Source organism: Pseudomonas medicaginis, assembly GCF_965119365.1.
In the GTDB taxonomy this organism is placed as follows: Bacteria; Pseudomonadota; Gammaproteobacteria; order Pseudomonadales; family Pseudomonadaceae; genus Aquipseudomonas.
In genome coordinates this window covers 2506500-2531396 of the sequence record NZ_OZ221631.1, presented here as the reverse complement: position 1 = coordinate 2531396, position 24897 = coordinate 2506500, and the positions used below count along the sequence as shown (strand labels likewise).

Genomic DNA, 24897 nt, shown 5'->3' with positions numbered 1-24897 from the left:
GCTTGCTCGCGATAGCGGTGTGTCAGTCAACATCATTGTTAATTGAACGACCGCCATCGCGAGCAAGCTCGCTCCCACAAGGGGATCAGCGGTGGGCTTGAGACCGTGTTCATCCCTGCCCAAACACCTGCGAAGGCCTGCGCAGCAACGGGTCGAACGGATTGATCCGCGGTCCGATCAGGGCCGCCTCGCGCTTGAGCATGTCCACCACCGTCGGCAGTCGATCAGGCCCTAACCGGTCACTCACGGTTGCCACGCTCAAGGCGGCCACGGCTCGGCCGTCACGGTCCAGGATCGGCACGGCCACCCCGGCCATGCCTTGCAATACGCCAGTATTGCGCCCGGCGTAGCCCAGCGAGCGCACGTTCTCCACTTCCGAACGCAGGAAGACTTCGTCGTACAAATGGAAATCCTTGAGCCGCGGCAGGTTGTATTGAATCACCGTGTCGCGCTCTTCCTCCGGCAGGAACGCCAGGATCGCCAGGCTGCCTTGCCCCACGCCCAACGCCACGCGGCCACCGATGTCGCCGGTGAACGTGCGGATCGGAAACGGGCCCTCGCTGCGGTCCAGGCAGATGGCATCGAACCCACTGCGAGCGAGTAGAAACAGCGAGTCCCCCAAGGACGCCGACAACCGCAGCATGGCCGGACGCACCAGTTCGCGCAGGTTGCCGGTGTTGCCGGCGCGCGCCGCCAGGGCGAAGAATTCCAGGCTCAGGCGATAGCGTTTGCTGCGTGCATCCTGCTCGACCATCCCCTCGTCCATCAGGCTGCGCAACAAGCGATGCGTGGTGGGCTGGGACAGGCCGATGCGCTGGGCCAATTGCGTCACCCGCTCGCCACCTTCGACGGTATCGCCCAGGCTGCGCAACACGGCAAACAACCGGGAGACCGCGCCGACACCCACTTCGCCCTTGTCATTATTCCGATCAGTGGAATCAACCATGCTATTTCTCATTATTTAATTTACTCACCGAATGAAACTGAAAATAGTGTTCTCTTCAGTGAAATAGTCCATTGAGCCCATCCTATTCTTCGTCCTACTCTTCGTCCATACAGGGGCGATTCGAACAACACCGGCAGCCGACTTGAGGTCGAGCGCCAACGCACCCCAGCAGCACCCTTTCGTATCTGCCCATACAAAAAAGCGCGCCCTTGCGGCGACGCATAACAATCCCAGGTGGAGCGCAGCGATGGCTTTTGTGCAACTTGAAGGACTCGGCAAACGTTACGGCGACATCGACGCCGTGGTCGCTACCCACCTGTCGGTGGAAAAAGGCGAGTTCGTCTCGCTACTGGGGCCGTCCGGCTGTGGCAAGACCACCACGTTGCAGATGATTGCCGGCTTCGTCGAAGTCAGCAGCGGGCGCATCCTGCTGGACGGTCGCGACATTACCCACGCCAAGCCCGCCAGCCGTGGCCTGGGGGTGGTGTTCCAGAGCTACGCGCTGTTCCCCCACATGACCGTCAAGGACAACGTCGCCTTCGGCCTGCGCATGCGCAAAGTGGTCAATACCGAACTGCAACAACGGGTGGACCGCGTGTTGAAACTGGTACGCCTGGACCGCCACGCCGACCGCTACCCGCGAGAACTCTCGGGCGGCCAGCGCCAACGCGTGGCACTGGCCCGGGCGCTGGTGATCGAACCGCCGGTGCTGTTGCTCGACGAGCCGCTATCCAACCTCGACGCCAACTTGCGCGAAGAGATGCAATACGAAATCCGCCGCATCCAGCGTGAAGTCGGAATCACCACGCTGATGGTGACCCACGACCAGTCCGAAGCCCTGTCGATCAGTGACCGGGTCGTGGTGATGCAGGCCGGGCGGATCACCCAGATCGACGCGCCGTACACCCTTTACGAGCATCCGCGCACCACGTTCATTTCCGGCTTCGTCGGCAAAGCCAACCTGCTGCCCGGCATGCGAGACAGCGCAGGCGTCGTTCAAGCCTGCAGCCAGGCCGATGGCGAACTGACCCTGAGCCTGCGCCCGGAAAAAATCGACCTGTGCGAGGCCGGTTCAGGTCGGCTGCAAGGCACCCTCGTCAGCCGCTTCTTCCTCGGCAGCCAATGGCTGTACGGCGTCTCGACCAGCCTGGGTGAACTCTGCGTGGTGCGCCGCAACGACGGCTCCGCACCCTTGGTCGAAGGCACGGCGGTGGGCCTGGATTGGGACCCGGCGCTGCTGCGGGTGCTGAGCGCGGACGAGGTGCCGGCATGAAGCTGATCGATGCGATGCGCCGCGGTCGACAAGGCTACCTGATGTCGGCGCCGGCCCTGGCCTTGTACCTGGGCCTGCTGGTCATTCCCCTGGGCTTGACCTTGGTCCTGTCGTTCAACGTCTTCGACTACAGCTCGGGCATCGACGGCGACGCCTATACCTTCGCGCACTACACCAGCCTGCTGGGCGATCCGTACTTCTACGAGATCTTTCTGCGCACGTTCTGGATCAGCGCCCTGACCACCCTCCTCTGCGTGCTGATCGGCGTGCCCGAGGCGTACATCCTCAGCCGCATGGGCGCGCCGTGGCGCTCGATTTTCCTGATCCTGATCCTCACGCCGCTGTTGATTTCAGTGGTGGTGCGAGCCTTCGGCTGGAGCCTCTTGCTCGGTGCCGACGGCCTGGTCAACCAGGCCTTGCAAGCCTTCGGCGGCGCGCCGATGAGGCTGCTCTATACGCCATTCGCCGTGGTCATCGCCCTGGTCCACGTGATGCTGCCATTCATGATCATTCCAGTCTGGACCTCGCTGCAGAAACTCGACCCGACAGCCGAACAGGCCGCACTGTCCCTGGGGGCCAGCCAATTCACGGTGATCCGCAAAGTGGTGCTGCCGCAGATCATGCCCGGCGTGCTGTCCGGCACGCTGATTGTGTTCGGTCTCGCCGCCAGCTCCTTCGCGATTCCCGGCCTGCTCGGCGGACGGCGCCTGAAGATGGTCGCCACGTTGATCTACGACCAGTACCTGTCGGAACTGAACTGGCCGATGGGCGCGACCATTGCCGTCGCCCTTCTGCTGCTCAACCTGCTGATCATGCTGTCGTGGAACAGGATGATCGAACGCCGCTACAAGAAGTCATTGGGGTAATGGGTCATGTCCAGAAACGGTCCTTTCGCGCTGCTGTTCCACGCCTTGGTGGTGGTCTTCATGCTCGCGCCGCTGGTGGTGGTCTGCCTCGTCGCTTTCACCCCGGAAAACACCCTGAGTCTGCCGACCACCGAGTTTTCCCTGCGCTGGTTCCGCGCGGTGTTCGAACGTGCGGATTTTGTCGACGCGTTCTACAACAGCCTGGTCCTGGCGTTCTGCGCGGCCTCGCTGGCGACGCTGGTTGCGGTGCCGGCGGCCCTGGCGATCACCCGGCTCGAGTTCCCGGGCCGGGACTTCTTCAACGGCCTGTTCCTGTCACCGATCATCATCCCGCACTTGGTGCTGGGCGTCGCGCTGCTGCGTTTGTTTGCACTGATGGGCGTAAACGGCAGCTTCACCTGGCTGATCTTCGCCCATGTGCTGGTGATCACGCCCTATGTGCTGCGCCTGGTGCTGGCCTCGGCCATCGGCCTGGACCGCAGCGCCGAACAGGCCGCGCAATCGTTGGGAGCCGGGCGCTTCACGCTGTTCCGGCAAATCACCTTGCCGATGATCCTGCCGGGGGTGGCCGGGGGCTGGCTGTTGGCGTTCATCAACAGTTTCGATGAAGTCACGCTGTCGATCTTCGTCACCTCGCCGGCCACGCAAACCTTGCCGGTGCGCATGTACGTGTACGCCACCGAATCCATCGATCCGATGATGGCGGCGGTGTCGGCGCTGGTCATCGGGCTCACCGCGCTGACCATGATTCTGCTCGACCGGGTCTATGGCCTGGATCGGGTCCTGGTAGGCAAACAATGAGGGTGTCATGGCACTGCTGAAACGATTGGCCGAAAGCGACCGCCCGGCCCTGGACTTCACGCTGGACGGCAAGCCCGCTACTGGGCTGCTGGGCGATACGCTGCTGACTGCCGTGCTGACCTGCAGCGAACACCTGCGCGGCAGTGACTTCAGCGCCGAGCCCCGGGCCGGCTTCTGCCTGATGGGCGCCTGCCAGGACTGCTGGGTGCGCCTGGGGGACGGCCGCCGCGTACGCGCCTGCTCGACCCTGCTCGAAGCAGGCCTTCAGATCACCCGTGAACCGGGGCGGCTTGTATGAACCTGTTCGGCAGGCATGGCCTCTTCGCGAGCAGGCTCGCTCCCACAGGGGTACTGCGGCAGCAGCATCCACAACCAATCCCATGTGGGAGCGGGCTTGCTCACGAAGACGGCTTCGAGCGCAGCACAAATCCTCCGGCCCAGCCCATGAGGTGGCGATGAAACCAATAGCCATCATCGGCGCCGGCCCCGCCGGTATCCGTGCCGCGCAGACATTGGTCGCCCACGGCCTGTACCCGGTCCTGCTGGACGAAGCCGCCCGCGGCGGCGGGCAGATCTATCGGCGCCAACCGGCCAATTTCAAGCGCTCGCCTAGCAAGCTCTACGGTTTCGAAGCGCACAAGGCCAACGCCATCCACCAGACACTCGACACATTGCGCGCACAGCTCGATTACCGCCCCGACACCCTGGTGTGGAACGCCGAAGCTGGCCTGCTCGATACCCTGCATGAAGGCCGCGCCGACCGTCTCGAGTACGCCAGCGTGATCGTCGCAGCCGGTGCCACCGACCGGGTCCTGCCCGTGCCGGGGTGGACCCTGCCCGGGGTATACAGCCTCGGCGCGGCGCAGATCGCCCTAAAGTTCCAGGGTTGCGCCATCGGCGAACGGGTAGTGTTCGCCGGCAGCGGCCCCTTGTTGTATCTGGTGGCCTATCAATACGCCCGGGCCGGCGCCCATGTGGTCGCGGTGCTCGACAGTTCGCCATTCAGCGCCCAGGTCCGCGCCCTGCCCGGCCTGCTGGCACAGCCGGCCACTCTCGCCAAAGGCCTTTATTACCGCGCCTGGCTGACCGCCCGCGGCATCGCCGTGCATCAAGGCGCGAGCCTCTCTCGTCTCGACGGAGAACATCGGGTGCAGTCGCTGCAATGGCGCAACGCAAGCGGCGAACACACCCTCGACTGTGACGCAGTGGCCTTCGCCCACGGCTTGCGCAGCGAAACCCAGCTGGCCGACCTGTTGGGCTGCGAGTTTGCCTGGAACGCCCTCAATCGAGCCTGGCTGCCCCTACGGGACCGCGCCGGGCGCAGCAGCGTGCCGGGCATTTACCTGGCCGGTGACGGGGCCGGCATCATGGGTGCCGACGCGGCGGAAATGGCCGGTGAACGGGCGGCCCTGGCCTTGCTCGAAGACCTCGGCTACTCGACCGACCCGCAGCGTTGCACGTACCTGGAACAAACCCTTGAACGCATCGGCCGGTTCCGCGAAGGCTTGGAACGCGCCTTTGCCTTTCCTGAACACTGGGCCGCCGACGCTGACGATCACCTGATGATCTGCCGCTGCGAAGAAGTCAGCGCTGGCGACATCCGCCGCGTGGTGGGCGAAGGTCATTGGGAGATCAACCGGGTCAAGGCCCATTGCCGGGTCGGCATGGGGCGCTGCCAGGGGCGGATGTGCGGTGCCGCGGCTGCGGAAATCATTGCCTGCGCAAGTGGCCGCGCCGTCTGCGGCATCGGCCGCTTGCGGGCCCAGGCGCCGATCAAACCCGTGCCGTTCGGCCTGGAGGTCGAACCATGATCGAAGTGGATGCAGTGATCATTGGTGGCGGCATCGTCGGCGCCTCGGCCGCGCTGTTCCTGAGCCAGGCCGGACGTCGGGTGGCGCTGCTGGAACGCGACTTCTGCGGTTCACACTCCAGCGGCGTGAACTACGGCGGCGTGCGCCGTCAGGGACGACCGCTCTCGCAACTGCCGTTGTCGCAACGGGCCCATGAAATCTGGCGCCAGTTGCCCCAGTTGATCGGCATCGACGGCGAGTACCAGCGCAGCGGTCATCTGAAGCTGGCCCGCAGCGCTGAAGACCTGCAAGCGCTGCACGACTACGCCCTGGCCAGCCAAGGCTTTGGCCTGGATTTGCAACTGCTCGATCGCACGGCCCTGCATGCGCGTTTTCCATGGGTCGGCGCCGTCGCGGTCGGGGCGTCACTGTGCCCCGACGACGGCCATGCCAATCCGCGCCTGGTATCGCCAGCCTTCGCCCAGGCCGCTCGCCGGCAGGGTGCGCAAATCCACGAACAATGCGCTGTCAGTCACGTTGAGCACGACAGCCAACGCTTTGTCGTACACACCACAACGGGGCTGACGCTCCACGCGCCGTGGCTGCTGAACTGCGCCGGTGCCTGGGCCAGCCAGTTCGCCGCGCAATTTGGCGAAGCGGTGCCGATGCATGCCGGGCACCCGGCGATGCTGGTCACCGAACCCTTGCCCTTGGTCATGGACGCCAGCACCGGCGTCGAGGGCGGCGGCATTTATGCCCGCCAGGTCTCGCGCGGCAACTGCGTGCTGGGGGGCGGCCAAGGGTTTGCCCTGGACGCGGCTCGCGCCCGGCCGGGCCAGAACGCCGTGCTGGAAATCCTGCGCCAGGCTGTCGAGCTCTACCCGTTTCTGGAAGGCGCCCAGGCGATTCGTACCTGGAGCGGCACCGAAGGTTACCTGCCCGATCGCCAGCCGGTGATCGGCCACAGCAGCACCCAGCCGGGTCTGTTGCACGCGTTCGGCTTTGCCGGCGCGGGCTTCCAGATCGGCCCGGCGGTGGGCCAGGCGCTCACCGAGATCATCTGCAGCGGGGCTTCGACCACGCCGCTGGATGCGTTTTCCATCACCCGGTTTCACTCCATCTCCGTTGCTTGATAGAGGAAGGTCGCGCCAATGAATAACGTCAAACGCAGTGCACTGTTCGGCTTCTGCTCGCTGGGTTCCGCTTGCCTGGGCGCCCTGCTCCCGGTCACCCAGGCGTTGGCCGAGCCGACGCTTTACCTGGGCATGAACGGCGGCACCATGGAGCGGCTCTACGCCGACAAGGTCTTGCCGGCGTTCGAGAAAGCCAACAACGTCAAAGTGGTCATCGTGCCCGGCACCTCCGCCGACATCCTGGCGAAGGTCCAGGCCAGCAAAGGCAACCCGCAGATGCACGTGATGTTCCTCGATGACGGCATCATGTACCGCGCGATCGCCATGGGGCTGTGCGACAAGCTCGAGGACAGCCCGACCCTGGCGCAGATCCCGGCCAAGGGGCGTATCAAGGATCAGGCGGTGGCGGTCAGCCTCGGGGTGACGGGGTTGGCCTACAACACCCGGCTGTTCAAGGAAAAAGGCTGGGATACGCCCACCTCCTGGATGGACCTGGCCGATCCGCGCTTCAAGGACAAAGTGGTGTTCCAGTCGATGGCCTCGTCCACCTTCGGCCTGCACGGCTTTTTGATGTTCAATCGAATCCAGGGCGGCAGCGAAACCGATGTCGAGCCGGGCTTCAAGGCCTGGCCGAACACGGTGGGGCGCAACGTGCTGGAGTACATCCCGAGCTCGGCGAAGATATCCGAAATGCTGCAAACCGACGAAGCCGCGCTGTTCCCCCTGACGCCAACCCAGGTGACCGCGTTGAAACTCAAGGGCATGCCGGTGGAATATGCCCAGCCGAAGGAAGGCGCCGTGGTCCTCAACGTCGCCGAATGCGCCATCGCCCAAAACACCCAGCCGGAACTGGCGCAAAAACTCGCCGCGTTCCTGCTGAGCCCGCAAGCCCAGGCCATCGCTCTGGAAGAAGGTGACCAGATCCCCTCCAACCCCAACACCCCGACCACCGACAAGACCCATGGCCAGGTAGAGGCGATGAAGCGCTACCTGGAAACCGCGATTGCCGTGGACTGGGACCAGGTCAACGAACAGCGCCCGGCCTGGAACGCCCGTTGGAACCGCAGTATCGAGCGCTAGTGCGATCGACTGTGGCGAAGGGAGCAACACTGTTGTGGGAAAACTGCCGTGGGAGCAAGGCTTGCCTACGATAACGACGACGCGGTCTCTGAGAAGACGAGGCGCCTGCATCGCGGCGCAAGCCTTGCTCCCACATATAAATCCCCTCGCCACAGGGTTTTGTACCGGGCTGATTATTGGTTAACTGTCTGGCTACGGGCGCAAGCCCCCCTTGATCAACAGCGAACCCTGTCATGCATACCCTCGCCCAACTACGCGCAGGCCAGCTTTCGGGCATTACCCGGCTGGACCTGGCCTGCGGTTTGACGGAGTTTCCCCGGGAAATCTTCGAACTGGCCGATTCCCTCGAGATCCTCAACCTCAGCGGCAATCAGTTGGACACGCTGCCCGACGACCTGCATCGGCTGACCCACCTGCGCGTGCTGTTCTGTTCGGACAACCGCTTCACCGAACTGCCCGAATGCCTGGGCCGTTGCGGCGCCTTGACCATGGTCGGCTTCAAGGCCAACCGCATTACGCACGTCAAGGGCAGCGCATTGCCGCCACGGCTGCGTTGGCTGATCCTGACCGACAACTGCGTCAGCCAATTACCGGACGAACTGGGCCAACGCCCCTCTCTGCAAAAACTGATGCTCGCTGGCAACCGTTTGCAGCAGCTGCCGGCGAGCCTGGGTCAGTGTCATCGCCTCGAACTGCTACGCATCGCCGCCAACCCACTGACCGAACTGCCGCAATGGCTGCTCACGTTGCCAAGCCTCAGTTGGCTGGCCTACGCCGGCAACCCACTGGAAACCCAGGCAGAAGCGGCGGCCCTGAATACCACGACGCCTATCGAATGGTCGCATTTGCAACTGCAACAACAACTGGGCGAAGGCGCGTCGGGGGTGATTCATCAGGCGCTCTGGCAACCGCCCGGCCAGGCGGCACGAAAGGTCGCAGTGAAGCTGTACAAAGGCCAGATGACCAGCGACGGCTCGCCCCTGCATGAGATGCATGCCTGCATCACGGCCGGTCGCCACTCGAACCTGATTGAGGTGCTGGGTCAGGTTGCCGGGCACCCCGAGCAACAGGCCGGGCTGGTGATGGCGCTGATCGAGCCCAGCTACCGTAACCTCGCCGGGCTGCCGAGTCTGGCGTCGTGCAGCCGCGACGTGTATGCCGACGCGCTGCGCTTCAGCGCTCCGGTGGCCCTGCGCATCGCCCACGGCATTGCCTCGGTGGCAGCGCACCTGCACCGCCAGGGCATCACCCATGGGGATCTCTACGGGCACAATATCCTGTGCAATGACCAGGGCGATTGCCTGCTGGGGGATTTTGGCGCGGCGTCGTTCCACACCGCCACGGACAACCTGCAAACCCGCGCATTGCAACGCATCGAGGTGCGGGCCTTCGGGATTCTGCTGGGGGAATTGCTGGCGCGGATCGAACCAACGCTCAGTGCGCAGGATCTTGCATGGCTGCTGGATTTGGAGGCGCGCTGCTGTCAGCCGGATGTGCTGGCACGGCCGGGGTTCGATGAGATTGAAGGCTTACTGCGCGAGTTCAAACACAGCGGTTGAGCCAGCAGCACCAACCCGTCAAGCACACCACCTATTGTGGCGAGGGGATTTATCCCCGCTGGGCTGCGCAGCAGCCCCCTAAATCCTGCAGAGTCAGCCAGACATACTCAAGTCGTCTGGTTTTAGGGCCGCTTCGCGGCCCAGCGGGGATAAATCCCCTCGCCACATGTCCATCATGTCCCTGACCCAAACAGCGTGGTGCTTACCCCGCCAACCCGACAAACATGTCCTGCACGTCATCGTGGTTGTCGAGGCCTTCGAGGAAGGCTTCGACTTCAGCCATCTGCTCGTCGGTCAGGCCACTGACCGGGTTTTTCGGCTGGTAGCCCAGCTTGGCCGACAGCACGGTGAAGCCTTGCTCGGGCAAGGCCTTCTGGACGGCATCGAGGTCGGCAGGGTCGGTGAGGAACAACGTCGCGCCGTCTTCCCCTGGCTCGAAATCCTGGGCACCGGCCTCGATGGCGGCCATTTCCGGATCGGCGTCCGGACTGTCCGGCGCAGCTTCGATCATGCCGACATGGTTGAAGTCCCACGCCACCGAACCCGAGGCGCCGAGTTGGCCCTTGCGGAACGCGACGCGAATTTCGGCAACGGTACGGTTGATGTTGTCGGTCACGCATTCAACGATCAGTGGCACCTGGTGCGGCGCGAACCCTTCGTAGGTGACGCGGTGGTATTGCACGGTTTCACCGAGCTGGCCAGAACCTTTCTTGATCGCACGTTCCAGGGTCTCGCGGGGCATCGAGGCCTTCTTCGCCTGTTCGACCACCAGTCGCAAGTGCGCGTTGGTAGCGGTATCAGCGCCGTTGCGTGCGGCAATGGTGATTTCCTTCACCAGTTTGCCGAAGATCTTGCCCTTGGCGTTGGCAGCCGCTTCTTTGTGTTTAACCTTCCACTGTGCGCCCATTACTCACTCTCTTGTCTGACGCGCCGAGACATCTGCCGGCCGGCGCTGTGGCGCAAGTTTATACGGCCTAAACCGGCTGATCGACCAAAAATTCACCCTGCCGGATCGACATTTTCACAGTGTGTTGTAGGGCATTTCTGAAATGGCGGGCCACAAGCACCGTTTCCCCCTGCGGTTTCGTACCCTCTGCGCCTCTGTCCCTGCCCGTAGGAGGCGCGATGCGCAACGACATGGAAAGTCCCTTCAGCCTGACGCTCACGCAAAGCGACTTGCAACTGCAAGTCTTGCGGTTCAATGGCCGCGAAGCCCTCAACCAGCCATACCGCTTTGACCTCGAACTGATCGGCCTGGCCCCGCCGATAGATCCCGAGCTGCTCTTGGGGCATCCGGCCTTCCTGCGCCTGGAGGGCGAATCGGGCGTCCATGGGATTGTCCACAACGTTAGCCTGAGTGCCCCGGCGCCGAAGCGTATCGGCTATCGCTTGACGCTGGTTCCCTACCTCCAGCAACTGGAGCAAGGCCCACAGCGCCGGGTTTTCCATCGCCTCAGCGTGGTGCAATTGCTGCAACGCCTGCTGGAAGAACACGCGCTACCCGTCGACAGTTACCGTTTCGAACTGCCCCATGGGCAGTATCCGTGTCGTCCATTCTGCATCCAGTACGACGAAAGCGACCTGACCCTCCTGCAACGACTGTGCGAGGAAGAAGGCATTCATTACCACTTCGAACACGCTTCCCAGGGCCATGTCCTGGTGTTTGCCGAAGACCCGAAGAGCTTTCCCGCGCACCCCGTCGAGCTACCCCTGCGCCCGAACGACAGCCTGCTGCCGGCCATCAAACGCTTGTATTTGCGTCACCATCCAATGATGCCTGGCCTGCCCGTCGGGTTCAGTGACCGAGCCCCGCCCGAAGCCGAGGCCTCGGCGGCGAATCAACCCCTTGAGCGGATCGATCACGAAGCCATGCGCGGCAACCCGGCCTCGGCTCACCGTTACCAGACCGGTCGCCGCCACCTTGAACGGCTGCGCTGCCGGCAACGGGAAATCCATGGCCACAGTACCCAACCGGCCCTGCACGGCGGCGACATCCTGCAGGTCTGCGAACACCCGGTTTCCACCTTCAACGATCAATGGTTGATCACCGAGGTCCAGCATCGCGGACGGCAGTTCTCGATCCTGGAGCCGGACCTGCCCGCCGAACCGACGGCCCGTGACTACCGCAACCGGTTCACCGCCATTCCCTGGTCCACCACGTTCAGGCCAGCCCTCAAGCACCCCAAGCCCCGCATCCCCGGGTACCACCTGGCCCATGTGCTCGGCCGCACCGGCCAGCCGGCCAACCCCGATGAACGTGGCCAGGTGAGTGTCAGCCTATGGGCGCCGGACCAGGACGGCATCACGTTGCCCGTGTCGCGGCTGACGCTGGATGGCAGCCCCAGCCTGATGGCCGGCAGCGAAGTGCTGGTGAGTTTTCTCGATGGCGACCCTGATCGACCGGTGCTGTGCCCAGGGGCTGTCGATACCGGCGCAGGCCATCCCGCCACGCCCCTGAAATCGCCCCGAGGCAACCATGATGCGGGGCTGCTGTTGGACTGGCTGCTGAATCCGCCGGACTTGACTCCCTGACTCAACCCTGCGGCTTCATGCCGGCGAAACTGATCTGGCTCATGCAAACCCAGCGAAACGGGCTTACAGTAAACGGATAACGCCGCTCTAGACGGCGCTCGACCCTGATCGTTGGAGATACCTGCAATGCCCTGGAAAAACTCAGAAAGCCGCTACAGTACCGTCACGGTCACCTTGCATTGGCTGATGCTGGTTCTGCTGGCCGTGGTTTATGCCTGCATCGAGTTCCGTGGGATTTTCCCCAAGGGCAGTGGCGGCCGGACCCTGATCAAGGAAGCGCACTTCATGCTCGGCCTGACAGTGTTCCTGCTGGTCTGGCTACGCCTGTTCGCCCGCAGCATGGGCAAGGCTCCGGCGATTTTCCCGGCATCGCCTGCCTGGCAAACCGTCCTCGCCCGCCTGATGCACTGGGCACTGTATGTGTTCATGATCGCCATGCCGCTGCTGGGCTGGCTGATCACCAGCGCCGAAGGGCACTCGGTGATGTTCTATGGTTTCGATTTGCCGTTGCTCATCAATCAGGACAAGGATTTTGCCAAGCAACTGGAAGGCTGGCACGTGCTCGGCGGCACCCTCGGCTACTGGTTGATTGGCCTGCATGCCTTGGCGGGGCTGTACCACCACTATGTGGTGCGAGACAACACGCTGCTGCGGATGATGCCCAAACGCGGCTGACCGCCGTTACTCGAACCCCCGGCGGCCTTGCAAACCGCCGGTGTGGACGAAGACCAGACGGGTATCCGGGGCAAACCGTCCGGCCTCGACTTGCGTCTTGAGCAACATCAAGGCTTTGCCGGTGTACAACGGCTCCAGTTCGATGGCCGTCGTGGTTTCGATGAACTCGGTGAGTTCGGCATCGACCCGGGCGAAACCGCCACGGCTGCCGTCGAACAATTCATAAGGCGGACTGCAAAGGCCCGCCTCCCCCACGATGCGTTCGACTTGCTGCACCACGCCATGGTCCTGGGGCACCGCCAGCACGCCATAGACCGGGCGCTGCCCCGCTTCGGCCAACACCAGCCCGGCCAGCGACGTACCCGTACCACAGGCCAGCCACCAACCGTGAAAATCCGCCCACCCCAACGTCGCCAGTTGCTCACGGACGATGGCCGCCCACACCTGGCAGCCTTGTGCGCCGGGCAATCCTGAACCGCCCTCGGGCACCGGATGCAAATATGGATAGCGGATCTGCCACGGCGCCCAGAAACCCGGCGCGTGCCGCTCTCGGTATCCGCCATAACCCAACCAGTGCAGGTCCATGCCAAACACTTTCAGGTCGCGCACCGTCGGCGTGTCCTGGGGATGACCACGCAACAGCCCCGCCGTGGGAAACCCGAAGCGCTTGCCCGCCGCCGCCAATGCATGCAAATGGTTGGAATAAGCCCCGCCCAGGCTCATGACCCCTTCGGCACCGGCCTCATGGGCGGCGCGCAGATGATGGATCAGCTTGAACCACTTGTTGCCGCTGATCAGCGGGTCGATCCGGTCCAGGCGCAACACCGCCACTTCGACACCGGCACGGGCAAGCCAATCCAGGTAAAGGGGTTCGAGTCGGGGTTGAGGATGCCAGTCGAGGGCGGGAAGCAGCATGGCGGCAGGCCCGAGGGGAAATAGGCCGGCATCTTAACAGCTTGGCAGCGAGTGATTTCAGGCTCACCACATCCCCCTGTGGGAGCGAGCTTGCTCGCGATAGCGGTTAGTCAGCAGCATGAATGTTGACTGACCTGCAGCTATCGCGAGCAAGCTCGCTCCCACAAGGGTTTTCCTGAGGCGCTGCCTTACAACTGCGCCGCCAACCGCGAACCCTGGTTGATCGCCCGCTTGGCGTCCAGTTCCGCCGCCACGTCGGCACCGCCAATGAGGTGAACAGTCTGTCCCGCCGCTTCCAGGCCTTCCTGCAACTCACGCAACGGATCCTGGCCTGCGCAGATCACGATAGTGTCCACGGCCAGCACTTGCGGCTCGCCGGTTGCGCCGACGCGAATGTGCAGGCCATCGTCGTCGATCTTCAGATACTCGACGCCGTTGAGCATCTGCACCTGCTTGTTCTTCAGACCCGTGCGGTGAATCCAGCCGGTGGTCTTGCCCAGGCCGTCACCGACCTTGGACGTCTTGCGTTGCAACAGGAATACCTGGCGCGCTGGTGCATGGGGCTCGGCCTTGATCCCGGCCACACCGCCGCGCGCCTCGAGGTGGGTGTCGATACCCCACTCCTTCCAGAACGCCTCGCGGTCCTGGCTGGTGGAAACGCCCTGATGAACCAGGAATTCCGACACGTCGAAGCCGATACCGCCGGCGCCAATCACCGCGACACTGCGGCCCACCGGCTTGCGCTCGAGGATCACGTCCAGGTAGCTCAGCACCTTGGCATGTTCCACCCCCGGAATCGCCGGCACGCGTGGGGCGATACCGGTGGCGAGGATGATCTCGTCGTAACCGCCAGCCACCAATTGCGCCACATCCACCCGAGTGTCGAGGCACAACTCGACATGGCTGGTCTGCAATTTACGCTTGAAGTAGCGCAGGGTTTCGAAGAACTCTTCCTTGCCCGGCACGCGCTTGGCGATGTTGAACTGGCCACCGATTTCGCTGGCTGAATCGAACAGCGTCACCTGGTGCCCACGCTCGGCCGCCACCGTGGCAGCGGACAACCCGGCCGGGCCGGCACCGACCACGGCGATTTTCTTCACCTGGGTCACCGGCAGGTAGTTCAGCTCGGTTTCGTGGCAGGCCCGCGGGTTGACCAGGCAACTGGTGAGCTTGCCGCCAAAGGTGTGGTCCAGGCACGCCTGGTTGCAGCCGATGCAGGTATTGATTTCGTCGCTGCGACCGGCAGCGGCCTTGTTGACGAACTCCGGATCAGCCAGGAATGGCCGCGCCATGGAAACCATGTCGGCATCGCCTTCGGCCAGGATCTGCTCGGCCACTTCCGGGGTGTTGATGCGGTTGGTGGTGATCAGCGGGATGCTTACCGAACCACGCAGCTTGGCCGTGACCTTGCTGAACGCCGCCCGCGGCACCTTGGTGGCGATGGTGGGAATTCGCGCTTCGTGCCAACCGATACCGGTGTTGATAATCGTCGCGCCAGCCTGCTCGATGGCCTTGGCCAACTGGACGATTTCATCCCAGGTGCTGCCGCCTTCCACCAGATCGAGCATCGACAGGCGAAAGATGATGATGAAATTCGGGCCGACCGCTTCGCGCACCCGACGAACGATTTCCACCGGCAGGCGCATGCGGTTTCCATAGCTGCCGCCCCAACGGTCGGTACGGTGGTTGGTGTGGGCCGCCAGGAACTGGTTAATGAAATAACCTTCCGAGCCCATGATCTCGACGCCGTCGTATTCGGCCTTCTGGGCCAGGACCGAACAGGTGACGAAATCGCTGATCTGCTTCTCGATGCCCTCCCCGTCCAGTTCCTTGGGCTTGAACGGGTTGATCGGCGCCTGGATCGCGCTCGGTGCTACCTGCTTGGGGCTGTAGGCGTAACGCCCGGCGTGAAGAATCTGCATGCAGATCTTGCCACCGGCCTCGTGCACGGCACGGGTCACGATCTGGTGCTTGAGCGCTTCTTCTTCCGTGGTCAGCTTGGCCGCGCCGGAGTAGACACCGCCCTCGTCGTTCGGCCCGATCCCACCGGTGACCATCAGGCCCACGCCGCCCCGGGCGCGCTCGGCGAAATAGGCCGCCATGCGTTCGAAGCCGCCGGGTTTCTCTTCCAGGCCGGTGTGCATCGAGCCCATCAGGGTGCGGTTGCGCAACGTGGTGAAACCCAGGTCCAGCGGGGCCAGCAGGTGCGGGTAATGAGAGGCGGTCATGGGTAACTCCACATCGGGCGATCACGGTAAAAAGCGCAAGCTCTGCGGTTTGCGTCTGTCATGGCCACAGCGTAAGAGCCGCGCCCCAGGCGCTCAATGACCGTAACTGACAACTTAATGATCCAAATGCGCACAATGACTTGCACGCCCGCCCTTCGCTAATGCCTTGTTTTACCGTACCCTGCCCGTGACTCTTGATGAAAAATCACCAACCTGCACGCGGCTGCTGACTGTTTCCCCATGCGCAAATTTCTGTACCTGCTGTTTTCACTGGCCTTGATTGCCGCCCTGATCACCTACGCAGTATGGACGACCGATCGTCCGGTGGGTCATTACCTGTCAGACCTGCGCATCACACTGGCGGTCGACCAGGGCACGCCGGCCGACCACGGCAACCTGCTGGGCATCCAACCCGAATTGTTCCCCACCGACTACCAGAGCCCCGAACGCCTGCATCGCAAACTGGCGGCCTATCTGCAGGCGGCGCGCGACCAGGGTTTTCTCAATGCCAAGACCGTGGTGGTCCTGCCCGAGCACATCGGCACCTGGCTGATGGTCGGCGGCGAAAAAAACGAGTTGTACCAGGCCAGCACCTTGAAGGAAGCCATGCACTGGCTGGCCGTCAGCAATCCGCTGGCGTTTATCCAGGCACTCGTCAGTGCCCAAGGCGACAACCGACTGGACGATGCCTACCTGCGCATGAAAGCCAAAGGCATGGCCCACGATTATCAAGCGCTGTTCGGCGGGCTGGCCAAGGAGTTCGGCATCACCCTGGTGGCCGGTTCCATCGTGCTACCCGAGCCCAGCATCAGCGACGGCGAACTGAAGATCGGTCGTGGCGCGTTGTACAACAGCAGCCTGGTGTTCGGCAGCGATGGCCAGCCGATCGGCCAGCCACAACGCCAGCGACACCCGGTGTTCGAACAACAGGATGTGCTGGGTGCCCCTCCTCCGGCGGCCCCCGTCGTCATCGACACCCCTGCCGGGCGCCTCGGCGTGCTGATCGGCAGCGACAGCTGGTACCCACTCCACTACCGGCAGCTCAATGAACAGCGTGCAGAACTGATCGCGGTGCCAGCCTTCGTCATGGGTCGCGACACCTGGAACATACCCTGGAGCGGTTACAAAGGCCTGTCCACGCCGAGCGAAGTGAGCCTCAAGCCCGGTGAAGTCAGCGAGGGGCAAGCCTGGCATCGCCTGACACTGACCAGCCAGTTGCCCATCAGCCAGGCCCGGGGCGGCGTCAGCGTGTTCCTGCGTGGCCAGTTCTGGGACAGCGGCAGCGCCGGCCAGAGCTTCATCAGCCACGACGGCCAACACTTCCCCGATGGCGAAGCCCGTGGCGCCCGCTTGCTGAACCTGTGGTTGTGACCATGAAACCGAAGCCGATGCGCCTGGGAGACCTCTCGGTAGGCTTCGTCCACAGCCTGGCTGACGCGGTCGCCAGCCATGGACAGGATCCCGAGCCTTTGCTGAAACAGTACGGCCTCGATGCCGCGCGCCTGGCCGAGCCTGGGGCACGCCTGTCCATCCCGCGCTACATGCGCCTGGGCCATGCCGCGATTCAACAGACCCAAGACCCGGCCCTGGGCCTGCGCATGGGCCAGCTCGGGCGTTTGAGCCAGGCCGGCCTCGCGGGCGTTACCGCCGCCCAGGCGCCGACCGTGCGCGAGGCGGCTCGCTGCATGATCCGCTTCGAGCCGCTGTACGGCTCCAACTATCGCGGCCAATCGAGCTTCCATGAGGACGCCCGCGGCGCTTGGCTACGGTTCTATTCCATCAGTCCATATAACGCGTACAACCGCTTCGTCGTGGATTCGATCATTGCCGGCTGGCTGGCACAACTGTCCAGCGTCAGCGGCATCGCACTGCGGCCCGAACGGATCGAAATCGAGTTCGAGGAACCGACGTACCTGGAGGCCTATCACACGCTCGGTGACGGTCCGATCCAGTTTGGCGCCGAACACAATCAATTGCGCCTGGGCCTGGACAGCCTCGCCCAGCGCAACCCGCAGCATTGCCCCAGCACCTGGTACCATCTGGTCCAGTTGTGTGAACGGGAATTGGAACAACTGACCCGCACCCGCAGCCTGCGCGAGCGCATCATCCAACTGCTGGGACCGTTGCTCAGCGGCGGCCGAGAGCCCGACCTGGAAGAAGTGGCGGCACGCCTGAAGCTGCCAACCTGGACCTTGCGTCGCAAGCTGGCCGAGGAAGGCACGCAATTTCGCGCCATCCTCAACGACACCCGCCGCGACCTGGCCATGACCTATATACGCGATACCGAACTGGCGTTCGGGGAAATCGCCTACCTGCTGGGGTTTGCTTCAGCCGAAGCCTTTCAACGAGCCTTCAAGCGCTGGAACGACCAGACGCCTGGAGAGTTTCGTCGTAGCCATAGAGGGGGCTGAGTTTAAAGCGCTTGGCTCGCTCTCTTACAACTCGGTCGCATCTTCGGCGGGTTCCAGCGGGTCCAGTTCATAGGCCTGGTATTCCAGCAGCTCTTCCTGATAATCATCCATTACGTGTCCTTCCCCTGTCATTGAATCCAATGCCTGATGGCGCTGTCATCAGCTTAAAGCTGCTTTATGAACAAAACATGAAGCAAAGGCTTCATGAATCAAACGTAGCACAGGGTTGGAAAATTACCGGGTGAAGTGTGACAGGGCGTAACTCCCTGCCACAGGACCTCAAGAAGCCGGAAGCGGCTGGATCGGCTCGCTCGGAGGCGGCAACGAGCTGGAAGGTGGTGGAGGCGGTGTCACGGCTTCCGTCGTCGGCGCAGACTCGAACGATTCAGGCGCAATCGGCGCGGGCTCGCTCGGCGGTGCGACAGGCTCCGACACCGTGGGAGCGATTTCGACAGGGGCCGACACAGCCTCCTCTACCGGCGTGACCGGTGCGGGCGCAGGCGCAGGCGCAACAGGTTCGGGCTCGGGCTCGGACACAGGGGCTGGGGCTGGAATTGGAGCAGGCATCAGGGCAGCCGACTCGGTCTTGGTTTCCGGTACACCCAGTTCAGTTTCCGGCTTCTCGGCATTCCCAGCATTCTCGGCAGCTTTTTTCGCTTCGGGAGGCAGGAAGAGCTCCACCAAGGCAAAGAAACGCTCATAGAACTTGGCCGCCGACACCGTTTCGCTGGCGACCTTGACCATTGAATCGTCGGAAGAACCGATCGGCATCGACACCGAACCCAGCACGCCCACGCCCAGGCTGGCGGAGTTGTTGATTTTCTTCAGGGCATAACGGTCCTGCAAGGCGTTGGCGAACATGGTCGCACGGTGCCCTGCACCTCCGTCTTCGGCACAGACCAGGTTGAAACTGATCTCCATATGGGTGTCGCCGGTCTGCTGGAAACTCTTGTGGCCGCTGACCAGCTTCGGATCGCTGCTGGTAATGATGTAACCCTGGCTGAGCAACGCCCGACGCCCGGCCTCGCAGGTCGCCGCGTCACTCACCGGATACGTGCGCGAGAACGTGCCCGAATCATCGAAGTTCTCGTGTTCGTAGATGGCGGTTTTCTTCGACGAGCAACCGGCTGCGGCGGCCAGCAGCAATGCAAGCCCGACGGTGCGCATGGGAAATGATCTGAACATTGAGCATCCTGAGAAAAACGGTCCGGGGCGTATTGTGCAACAGAACGCGACCTGGCAGCGTGGCTAATCTTGTTTCAAGGGGGTTACAAGTTTACTGGGGGTTGTTTGCAGGAGAAAGACACCTATCCGGTCGATCGACGAACACCCGCCCAGGGCAACCAGCAGACACAAAAAACCTGGCGTTTAGCCTAATGCTGTTCACCTGACCCATTAATGAAGATTTTGATATTCAGTTCCCGAGAGACGTAGTTTTACCTGGACCGGTGTATATCCGTTTCTGCGGCAGCGGCCACGAACTTACTCAAAAAAAACCCAAAAAAATGGCGCTTCCCATTTCTGAAGAAGCGCCGTCTTTTTTTGTGAACAGCATTACAGCCAGGTTTGACAAAGCATCCAGCGATTAGAAACGCTTGATGTCCGCTTGGCTTTCCAACTGCTTGCGATACGCCGCGAAGTCCTGCTGGCCCACACGAGACGCAAGGTAGCGGCGATATTCCGCCTTCTCTTCGTCAGTCGGTGCCGCCGCTTCATTCACACCGTTCAAACGCACAATCACCAGGCTGCCGTCAGGCAAGGTCACGCTGCTGAACGTCGGCTTATCCTTGGACTCAGGCTTGGGCATGCGGAACAGTGCCTGCAGCACCGCCGGGTCGATGCCTTCCTGGTTGCGGGTGACCGCCTCGGTGGTTTTCCAGTCTTGGCCGTCGAGCGGTTTATTCAATGCGGTCTTGCCGTCACGCAAGCTGGCGATCAACTCGTCGGCGCGGGTCTTGGCCGCTGCGCTGGCGTGTTCCTTGGTCAGTTGAGCCCGAATCGGCCCGGCCACTTTTTCCAGGGGCAGTTGCTCAGGCTTGCGGTGCTCCTTGGCACGCAGCACCACGACGGTTTCCGGGTCCAGCTCGATGACGGTACTGTTGGCACCCTCCTCCAGCACTTCCGGGCTGAACGCAGCGCTGATCACGGCACGATTGGCCGCGATGCCTTCGCCGCCCTCACGACCGAACGGGGCGGATGTGTGGACGGTCAGCTTCAGGTCCTGGGCAGGCTGCGCCAGGTCGGACGCTTCGAACGAGGCATCTTCCAATTGCTTGGTCGCCTCCACGAAACGCTGCTCCACCTGTTGAGTCTTCAGGTCGCGAGTCAGTTTGTCCTTGAGGCTGGCAAAGGTCGGCACTTCAGGCGCTTCGACACCCAGCAGCTTGATCAGGTGCAGGCCGAAATCGGTGCGTACGGGTGCCGAGACCTGATCCTTGCTCAAGGCGTACAAGGCCTTTTCGAACGCGGGATCGTAGACGCCTGGACCGGCATAACCCAGATCGCCGCCGTTGCTCGCCGAACCCGGATCCTGGGAAAACTCCTTCGCCAACGCTTCAAACGACTCGCCTTTGGCCAGGCGGGCCTGGATCTCTTCGATCTTCGCCTTGGCCTGGGCTTCGGTGACCTTGTCGTTCACTTCGATCAGGATGTGTGCAGCCCGACGCTGTTCGGCCAGGTTGGCGATTTCTTTCTGGTAGGCCGCCTGCAGGTCTTCGTCCTTGACGCTGACCTGATCGAAGAAAGAGGCTTTCTTCAGCTCAAGGTAATCGATGACCACCTGGTCAGGCGTCATGAATTCCTTGGCGTGCTTGTCGTAGTAAGCCTTGACCTCATCATCCGTCAGCTTCACCGACGCGGGATCGGCCTTGATGTTCAAGGTGGCAAAATCACGGGTCTGCTTTTCCAGGCGAGCGAAGGCCAACACTTGGGCATCGGTGACAAAACCGCTGCCTGCCAGGCCGGCGCGCAACTGACCGATCAGCATTTCCTGAGCCAGCATCTGGCGGAATTGCATACGGCTGTAACCCAGCTGGCGGATCACCTGATCAAAACGCTCGGCGCTGAATTTGCCATCGACCTGGAACTCAGGCGTTTGCAGGATCACTTGATCAAGCGCAGCTTCGGAGAAAGCGAATTTCGCATCATGTGCGCCCTGCAACAGCAACTTGCGATCGATCAGGCCCTTGAGCGCCGAATCGCGCAGCATCTTTTCGTCCAGCAGAGAGGCGTCGAAATCCTTGCCCAGCTGTTGCATGAGCTGACGGCGTTGCATGTCGACCGCCTGGCTCAGCTCGTTCTGGCTGATGTTTTCGCCGTTGACCTTGGCCGCTTCGTTGCTGTTGGTAGTGGCTTTGAAAATGGCATCGAAACCGGTCAACGCCATCAATGCGACGATGACCCCGATGATGGTCTTGGCAATCCAGCCTTGTGAATTGTCCCTGATATTCTGCAGCATGCGTCCCCCAGAAACGGTTGAACTTCAAATTTAGGCAACCGTGGAGCGTGGGTAGAATCCGGATAGAAGAAAGGCGCATCCGAGGATGCGCCTTCTCGTAACTGGCGGAGCGGACCGGGCTCTAACCTGCAAGCCCTGGCGTGCCAGACCGGTTGCAACCGGCCCTATTACCGCTCCGCTGCCAAGCCAGGCATGACCCCGACCCGGATAAACTCAACGAAACCTTAGTTAACGGCTTCTTTCAGTGCTTTACCAGCTTTGAAGCCTGGCTTTTTGGCAGCAGCGATTTCCAGCGTCTTACCGGTCTGCGGGTTGCGACCGATACGAGCAGGACGATCGGTCACGGAGAAGGTACCGAAACCCACCAGAACAACGGAGTCGCCAGCCTTCAGAGCGCCAGTGACGGATTCGATTACAGCGTCCAGCGCACGGCCAGCAGCAGCTTTCGGGATATCAGCGGATGCAGCGATAGCATCAATCAGTTCCGACTTGTTCACTCTAAGTCCCCTTATATCTATTTGAGATGATTCTAAGTTTTTTTGGTGAAAGCAAAAACGAGTGCTGAATGGCCTGCAGACACTTAAGAGCCGCTTTATAACAAGGGCTCTAAAAAACTGTCAAGGAAGGCCCCCCAGGCAAATGCGTATTAATGCGTGCTAATTCTTTCCTTAGAGTCAGACTCTCGCTTTTCTTCCTTCGCGACAATCTCCGGAGCCACATCCGGCAAGGGCTCCGGCGCGTATTGCAGCGCAATTTGCAGGACCTCGTCAATCCATTTAACCGGTTTGATCTGAAGATCTTGCTTGATGTTGTCAGGAATTTCCTTCAGGTCGCGGACATTCTCTTCAGGAATGATCACGATCTTGATCCCGCCACGGTGCGCCGCCAGCAGTTTTTCCTTCAGGCCGCCAATCGCCAGGACCTGGCCACGCAGCGTAATTTCACCTGTCATGGCGACGTCGGCGCGCACCGGAATACCGGTCAATGCCGAGACCAGGGCCGTGCACATGCCTACACCGGCGCTTGGGCCATCCTTGGGCGTAGCCCCTTCAGGCATGTGGATATGCGTGTCGCGCTTCTCATGGAAGTCCAGGGGAATGCCCAGGCTCCGGGCACGGCTGCGAACCACCGTCAGTGCCGCGGTGATCGACTCGACCATCACGTCGCCCAGGGAACCGGTCTTGATCAGTTGCCCCTTGCCCGGCACCACGGCGGCTTCGATGGTCAGCAACTCACCACCGACCTGAGTCCAGGCCAGGCCGGTCACCTGACCGATCTGGTCCTGCTGCTCGGCCAGGCCGTAGCGGAACTTGCGTACACCCAGGAAGTGCTCCAGCAGGTCTGCAGTGACCTTGACCGCGAAGCGTTTTTCCAGCGCATGCTCCTTGACCGCCTTGCGGCAGACCTTGGCAATCTGCCGTTCCAGGCCACGCACACCGGCTTCGCGGGTGTAGTAGCGGATAATGTCGCGAATCGCTTCCTCGTCGAACTCCAGCTCGCCTTTTTTCAGGCCGTTGGCCTGGATCTGCTTGGGCGAGAGGTACTTCACGGCGATGTTGATCTTCTCGTCCTCGGTGTAGCCCGGCAGACGAATCACCTCCATCCGGTCCAGCAATGCTGGCGGAATATTCATGGAGTTGGAGGTGCAGAGGAACATCACGTCCGACAGGTCATAGTCGACCTCCAGGTAGTGATCGTTGAAGTTATGGTTCTGCTCAGGATCGAGCACTTCGAGCAATGCAGAGGCGGGATCGCCGCGCATGTCGCTGCCCATCTTGTCGATTTCGTCCAAAAGGAACAGCGGATTGCGCACGCCGACCTTTGTCATTTTTTGAATCAATCTTCCCGGCATCGAACCGATGTAGGTACGGCGATGACCACGAATTTCCGCCTCGTCGCGCACGCCACCCAGGGCCATGCGTACGAATTTTCGGTTGGTCGCATGGGCAATCGACTCCGCAAGGGAGGTTTTACCGACCCCAGGAGGACCGACCAGGCAAAGAACCGGACCGCGAATCTTTTTCACGCGTTTCTGTACGGCGAGGTACTCAAGGATGCGTTCCTTGACCTCTTCCAGGCCGTAATGGTCGGCGTCGAGGATGTCCTCGGCGCGCGCCAGGTCCAGACGAACCTTGCTCTGGGCTTTCCACGGCACCTGGACCAGCCAGTCGATGTAGGAGCGCACCACGGTGGCTTCGGCGGACATCGGCGACATTTGCTTGAGCTTGTTCAGCTCAGCCTGGGCCTTGGCCAAGGCATCCTTGGGCAGGCCGGCGGCATCGATGCGCTTTTTCAGCTCTTCGATTTCGTTATGGCCTTCGTCGCCATCGCCCAGCTCTTTCTGAATGGCCTTCATCTGCTCATTCAGGTAGTACTCGCGCTGGCTGCGTTCCATCTGCTTCTTGACGCGACCGCGAATGCGTTTCTCGACCTGCAACAGATCGATCTCGCCGTCGAGCAAGGCGAGCACGTGCTCGACACGGGCCGACAGGTCGATGATTTCCAGGATTTCCTGCTTCTGCTCGATCTTGAGGGCCATGTGGGCCGCCATCGTATCAACCAGACGCCCAGGCTCATCGATGCTGTTAAGCGACGACAGGACCTCTGCAGGCACCTTCTTGCCCAGTTGCACGTATTGCTCGAACTGTGACAGCAGGCTGCGGACAAACACCTCTGATTCACGCTCGGGCGCATCGACCTCTTCGATCAGCGACACTTCGGCCCGGCAATGGCCGTCCACTTCGCTGAAACGCTCGACCGTACCGCGCTGCTCGCCTTCGACCAGCACCTTGACGGTACCGTCGGGCAACTTGAGCAATTGCAGAACCGTTGCAATCGTACCTACGCGATACAGTGCGTCTTCGCCGGGATCGTCATCGGCTGGATTTCTCTGAGCCAGCAGGAGAATCTGCTTGTCACCCGTCATCGCAGCCTCAAGGGCTTCGATGGACTTCTCGCGCCCCACGAACAGCGGGATAACCATGTGCGGATACACCACGACATCGCGCAATGGCAGGAGAGGCAATTCGATGGTTGTCTTCATGATTTCGCCTCTACGGCGGCCCTAGGGCCGGAAACAGATGGAAGTAAGCTTGAAACCAAGATGGGGGCAGCCTTTAAAAAAAACAAGCGCTAAGGCAAATGCCAGACGGTTAAAAGAAATAAAAAGTCATACACAACATAAAAGCAAAGGGGCCCGAAGGCCCCTTCTTTGTTCCGGCAGCGGGACGC

At 62.0% G+C, this 24897-nt stretch carries 20 protein-coding genes; 12 read left to right on the top strand and 8 right to left on the bottom strand.

Features of this window, described 5'->3' with window-relative positions; translation table 11 throughout:
• Positions 1–109 precede the first annotated feature (109 nt).
• Positions 110–946 carry an IclR family transcriptional regulator gene (locus ACMTA2_RS11250; protein ID WP_413794887.1) on the bottom strand — a complete coding sequence of 279 codons (837 nt, stop codon included), beginning with the start codon at positions 944–946 and terminating at the stop codon, positions 110–112.
• A gap of 247 nt (positions 947–1193) precedes the next feature.
• Here ACMTA2_RS11250 and ACMTA2_RS11245 point away from each other — a divergent pair, with 247 nt between their 5' ends.
• The 8 genes from ACMTA2_RS11245 to ACMTA2_RS11210 all read left to right on the top strand — a co-directional run bounded on the left by ACMTA2_RS11245 (position 1194) and on the right by ACMTA2_RS11210 (position 9448).
• Complete coding sequence (locus ACMTA2_RS11245; protein WP_413794886.1) at positions 1194–2219, top strand: ABC transporter ATP-binding protein; 1026 nt, start codon at positions 1194–1196, stop codon at positions 2217–2219.
• Positions 2216–3085, top strand: coding sequence for an ABC transporter permease (locus tag ACMTA2_RS11240; protein WP_413794885.1), 870 nt, complete (start codon positions 2216–2218; stop codon positions 3083–3085). The genes ACMTA2_RS11245 and ACMTA2_RS11240 overlap by 4 nt, the downstream gene beginning before the upstream one ends.
• Positions 3086–3091: 6 nt before the next feature.
• Complete coding sequence (locus ACMTA2_RS11235; RefSeq protein ID WP_413794884.1) at positions 3092–3886, top strand: ABC transporter permease; 795 nt, start codon at positions 3092–3094, stop codon at positions 3884–3886.
• A gap of 7 nt (positions 3887–3893) precedes the next feature.
• Positions 3894–4184 carry a (2Fe-2S)-binding protein gene (locus tag ACMTA2_RS11230; RefSeq protein ID WP_413794883.1) on the top strand — a complete coding sequence of 97 codons (291 nt, stop codon included), beginning with the start codon at positions 3894–3896 and terminating at the stop codon, positions 4182–4184.
• 157 nt (positions 4185–4341) lie between these two features.
• Positions 4342–5697: an FAD/NAD(P)-dependent oxidoreductase gene (locus ACMTA2_RS11225; protein ID WP_413794882.1), complete on the top strand. Its 1356-nt coding sequence runs from the start codon at positions 4342–4344 to the stop codon at positions 5695–5697.
• The gene (locus ACMTA2_RS11220) at positions 5694–6809 is read left to right on the top strand and encodes an NAD(P)/FAD-dependent oxidoreductase (protein ID WP_413794881.1); all 1116 of its coding nucleotides are present in this window, start codon (positions 5694–5696) and stop codon (positions 6807–6809) included. The genes ACMTA2_RS11225 and ACMTA2_RS11220 overlap by 4 nt, the downstream gene beginning before the upstream one ends.
• Before the next feature lie 18 nt (positions 6810–6827).
• Entirely contained in the window at positions 6828–7889 is a 1062-nt protein-coding gene (locus ACMTA2_RS11215) for an ABC transporter substrate-binding protein (RefSeq protein ID WP_413794880.1), read from the top strand.
• A 233-nt stretch (positions 7890–8122) separates the two neighbouring features.
• The gene (locus ACMTA2_RS11210) at positions 8123–9448 is read left to right on the top strand and encodes a leucine-rich repeat-containing protein kinase family protein (protein WP_413794879.1); all 1326 of its coding nucleotides are present in this window, start codon (positions 8123–8125) and stop codon (positions 9446–9448) included.
• A gap of 202 nt (positions 9449–9650) precedes the next feature.
• On the opposite strand, the gene ACMTA2_RS11205 is transcribed toward ACMTA2_RS11210, so the two are convergent.
• Positions 9651–10355 carry a YebC/PmpR family DNA-binding transcriptional regulator gene (locus tag ACMTA2_RS11205; RefSeq protein ID WP_003183149.1) on the bottom strand — a complete coding sequence of 235 codons (705 nt, stop codon included), beginning with the start codon at positions 10353–10355 and terminating at the stop codon, positions 9651–9653.
• Between the two features lie 218 nt (positions 10356–10573).
• Here ACMTA2_RS11205 and ACMTA2_RS11200 point away from each other — a divergent pair, with 218 nt between their 5' ends.
• Together ACMTA2_RS11200 and ACMTA2_RS11195 are read left to right on the top strand one after the other, a co-directional pair.
• On the top strand, positions 10574–11980 hold the full coding sequence (locus ACMTA2_RS11200; RefSeq protein WP_413794878.1) for a type VI secretion system Vgr family protein: 1407 nt from the start codon (positions 10574–10576) through the stop codon (positions 11978–11980).
• Positions 11981–12106: 126 nt separating this feature from the next.
• Entirely contained in the window at positions 12107–12655 is a 549-nt protein-coding gene (locus ACMTA2_RS11195) for a cytochrome b (protein ID WP_413794877.1), read from the top strand.
• Positions 12656–12661: 6 nt separating this feature from the next.
• Here the strand turns inward: ACMTA2_RS11195 and ACMTA2_RS11190 are convergent, their stop codons facing one another.
• On the bottom strand, positions 12662–13570 hold the full coding sequence (locus ACMTA2_RS11190) for a 1-aminocyclopropane-1-carboxylate deaminase/D-cysteine desulfhydrase (protein ID WP_413794876.1): 909 nt from the start codon (positions 13568–13570) through the stop codon (positions 12662–12664).
• 188 nt (positions 13571–13758) lie between these two features.
• On the bottom strand, positions 13759–15798 hold the full coding sequence (locus ACMTA2_RS11185) for an oxidoreductase (RefSeq protein WP_413794875.1): 2040 nt from the start codon (positions 15796–15798) through the stop codon (positions 13759–13761).
• 240 nt (positions 15799–16038) lie between these two features.
• Here ACMTA2_RS11185 and ACMTA2_RS11180 point away from each other — a divergent pair, with 240 nt between their 5' ends.
• Both ACMTA2_RS11180 and ACMTA2_RS11175 read left to right on the top strand, forming a co-directional pair.
• Positions 16039–17169 carry a nitrilase-related carbon-nitrogen hydrolase gene (locus tag ACMTA2_RS11180; protein ID WP_413794874.1) on the top strand — a complete coding sequence of 377 codons (1131 nt, stop codon included), beginning with the start codon at positions 16039–16041 and terminating at the stop codon, positions 17167–17169.
• 2 nt (positions 17170–17171) lie between these two features.
• Entirely contained in the window at positions 17172–18209 is a 1038-nt protein-coding gene (locus ACMTA2_RS11175; protein ID WP_413794873.1) for an AraC family transcriptional regulator, read from the top strand.
• Positions 18210–18488: 279 nt separating this feature from the next.
• Here the strand turns inward: ACMTA2_RS11175 and ACMTA2_RS11170 are convergent, their stop codons facing one another.
• The 4 genes from ACMTA2_RS11170 to lon all read right to left on the bottom strand — a co-directional run bounded on the left by ACMTA2_RS11170 (position 18489) and on the right by lon (position 24709).
• A complete protein-coding gene (locus ACMTA2_RS11170) occupies positions 18489–19394 on the bottom strand; it encodes a DUF2242 domain-containing protein (protein ID WP_413794872.1) in 906 nt (301 codons plus the stop codon).
• 400 nt (positions 19395–19794) lie between these two features.
• Positions 19795–21666: a SurA N-terminal domain-containing protein gene (locus tag ACMTA2_RS11165; RefSeq protein ID WP_413794871.1), complete on the bottom strand. Its 1872-nt coding sequence runs from the start codon at positions 21664–21666 to the stop codon at positions 19795–19797.
• A 224-nt stretch (positions 21667–21890) separates the two neighbouring features.
• Positions 21891–22163 (bottom strand): HU family DNA-binding protein, encoded by a 273-nt coding sequence (locus ACMTA2_RS11160; RefSeq protein ID WP_002552737.1) that lies wholly within the window; start codon positions 22161–22163, stop codon positions 21891–21893.
• A 149-nt stretch (positions 22164–22312) separates the two neighbouring features.
• Entirely contained in the window at positions 22313–24709 is a 2397-nt protein-coding gene (gene lon, locus ACMTA2_RS11155; RefSeq protein WP_014339302.1) for an endopeptidase La, read from the bottom strand.
• Between the last annotated feature and the right edge of the window lie 188 nt (positions 24710–24897).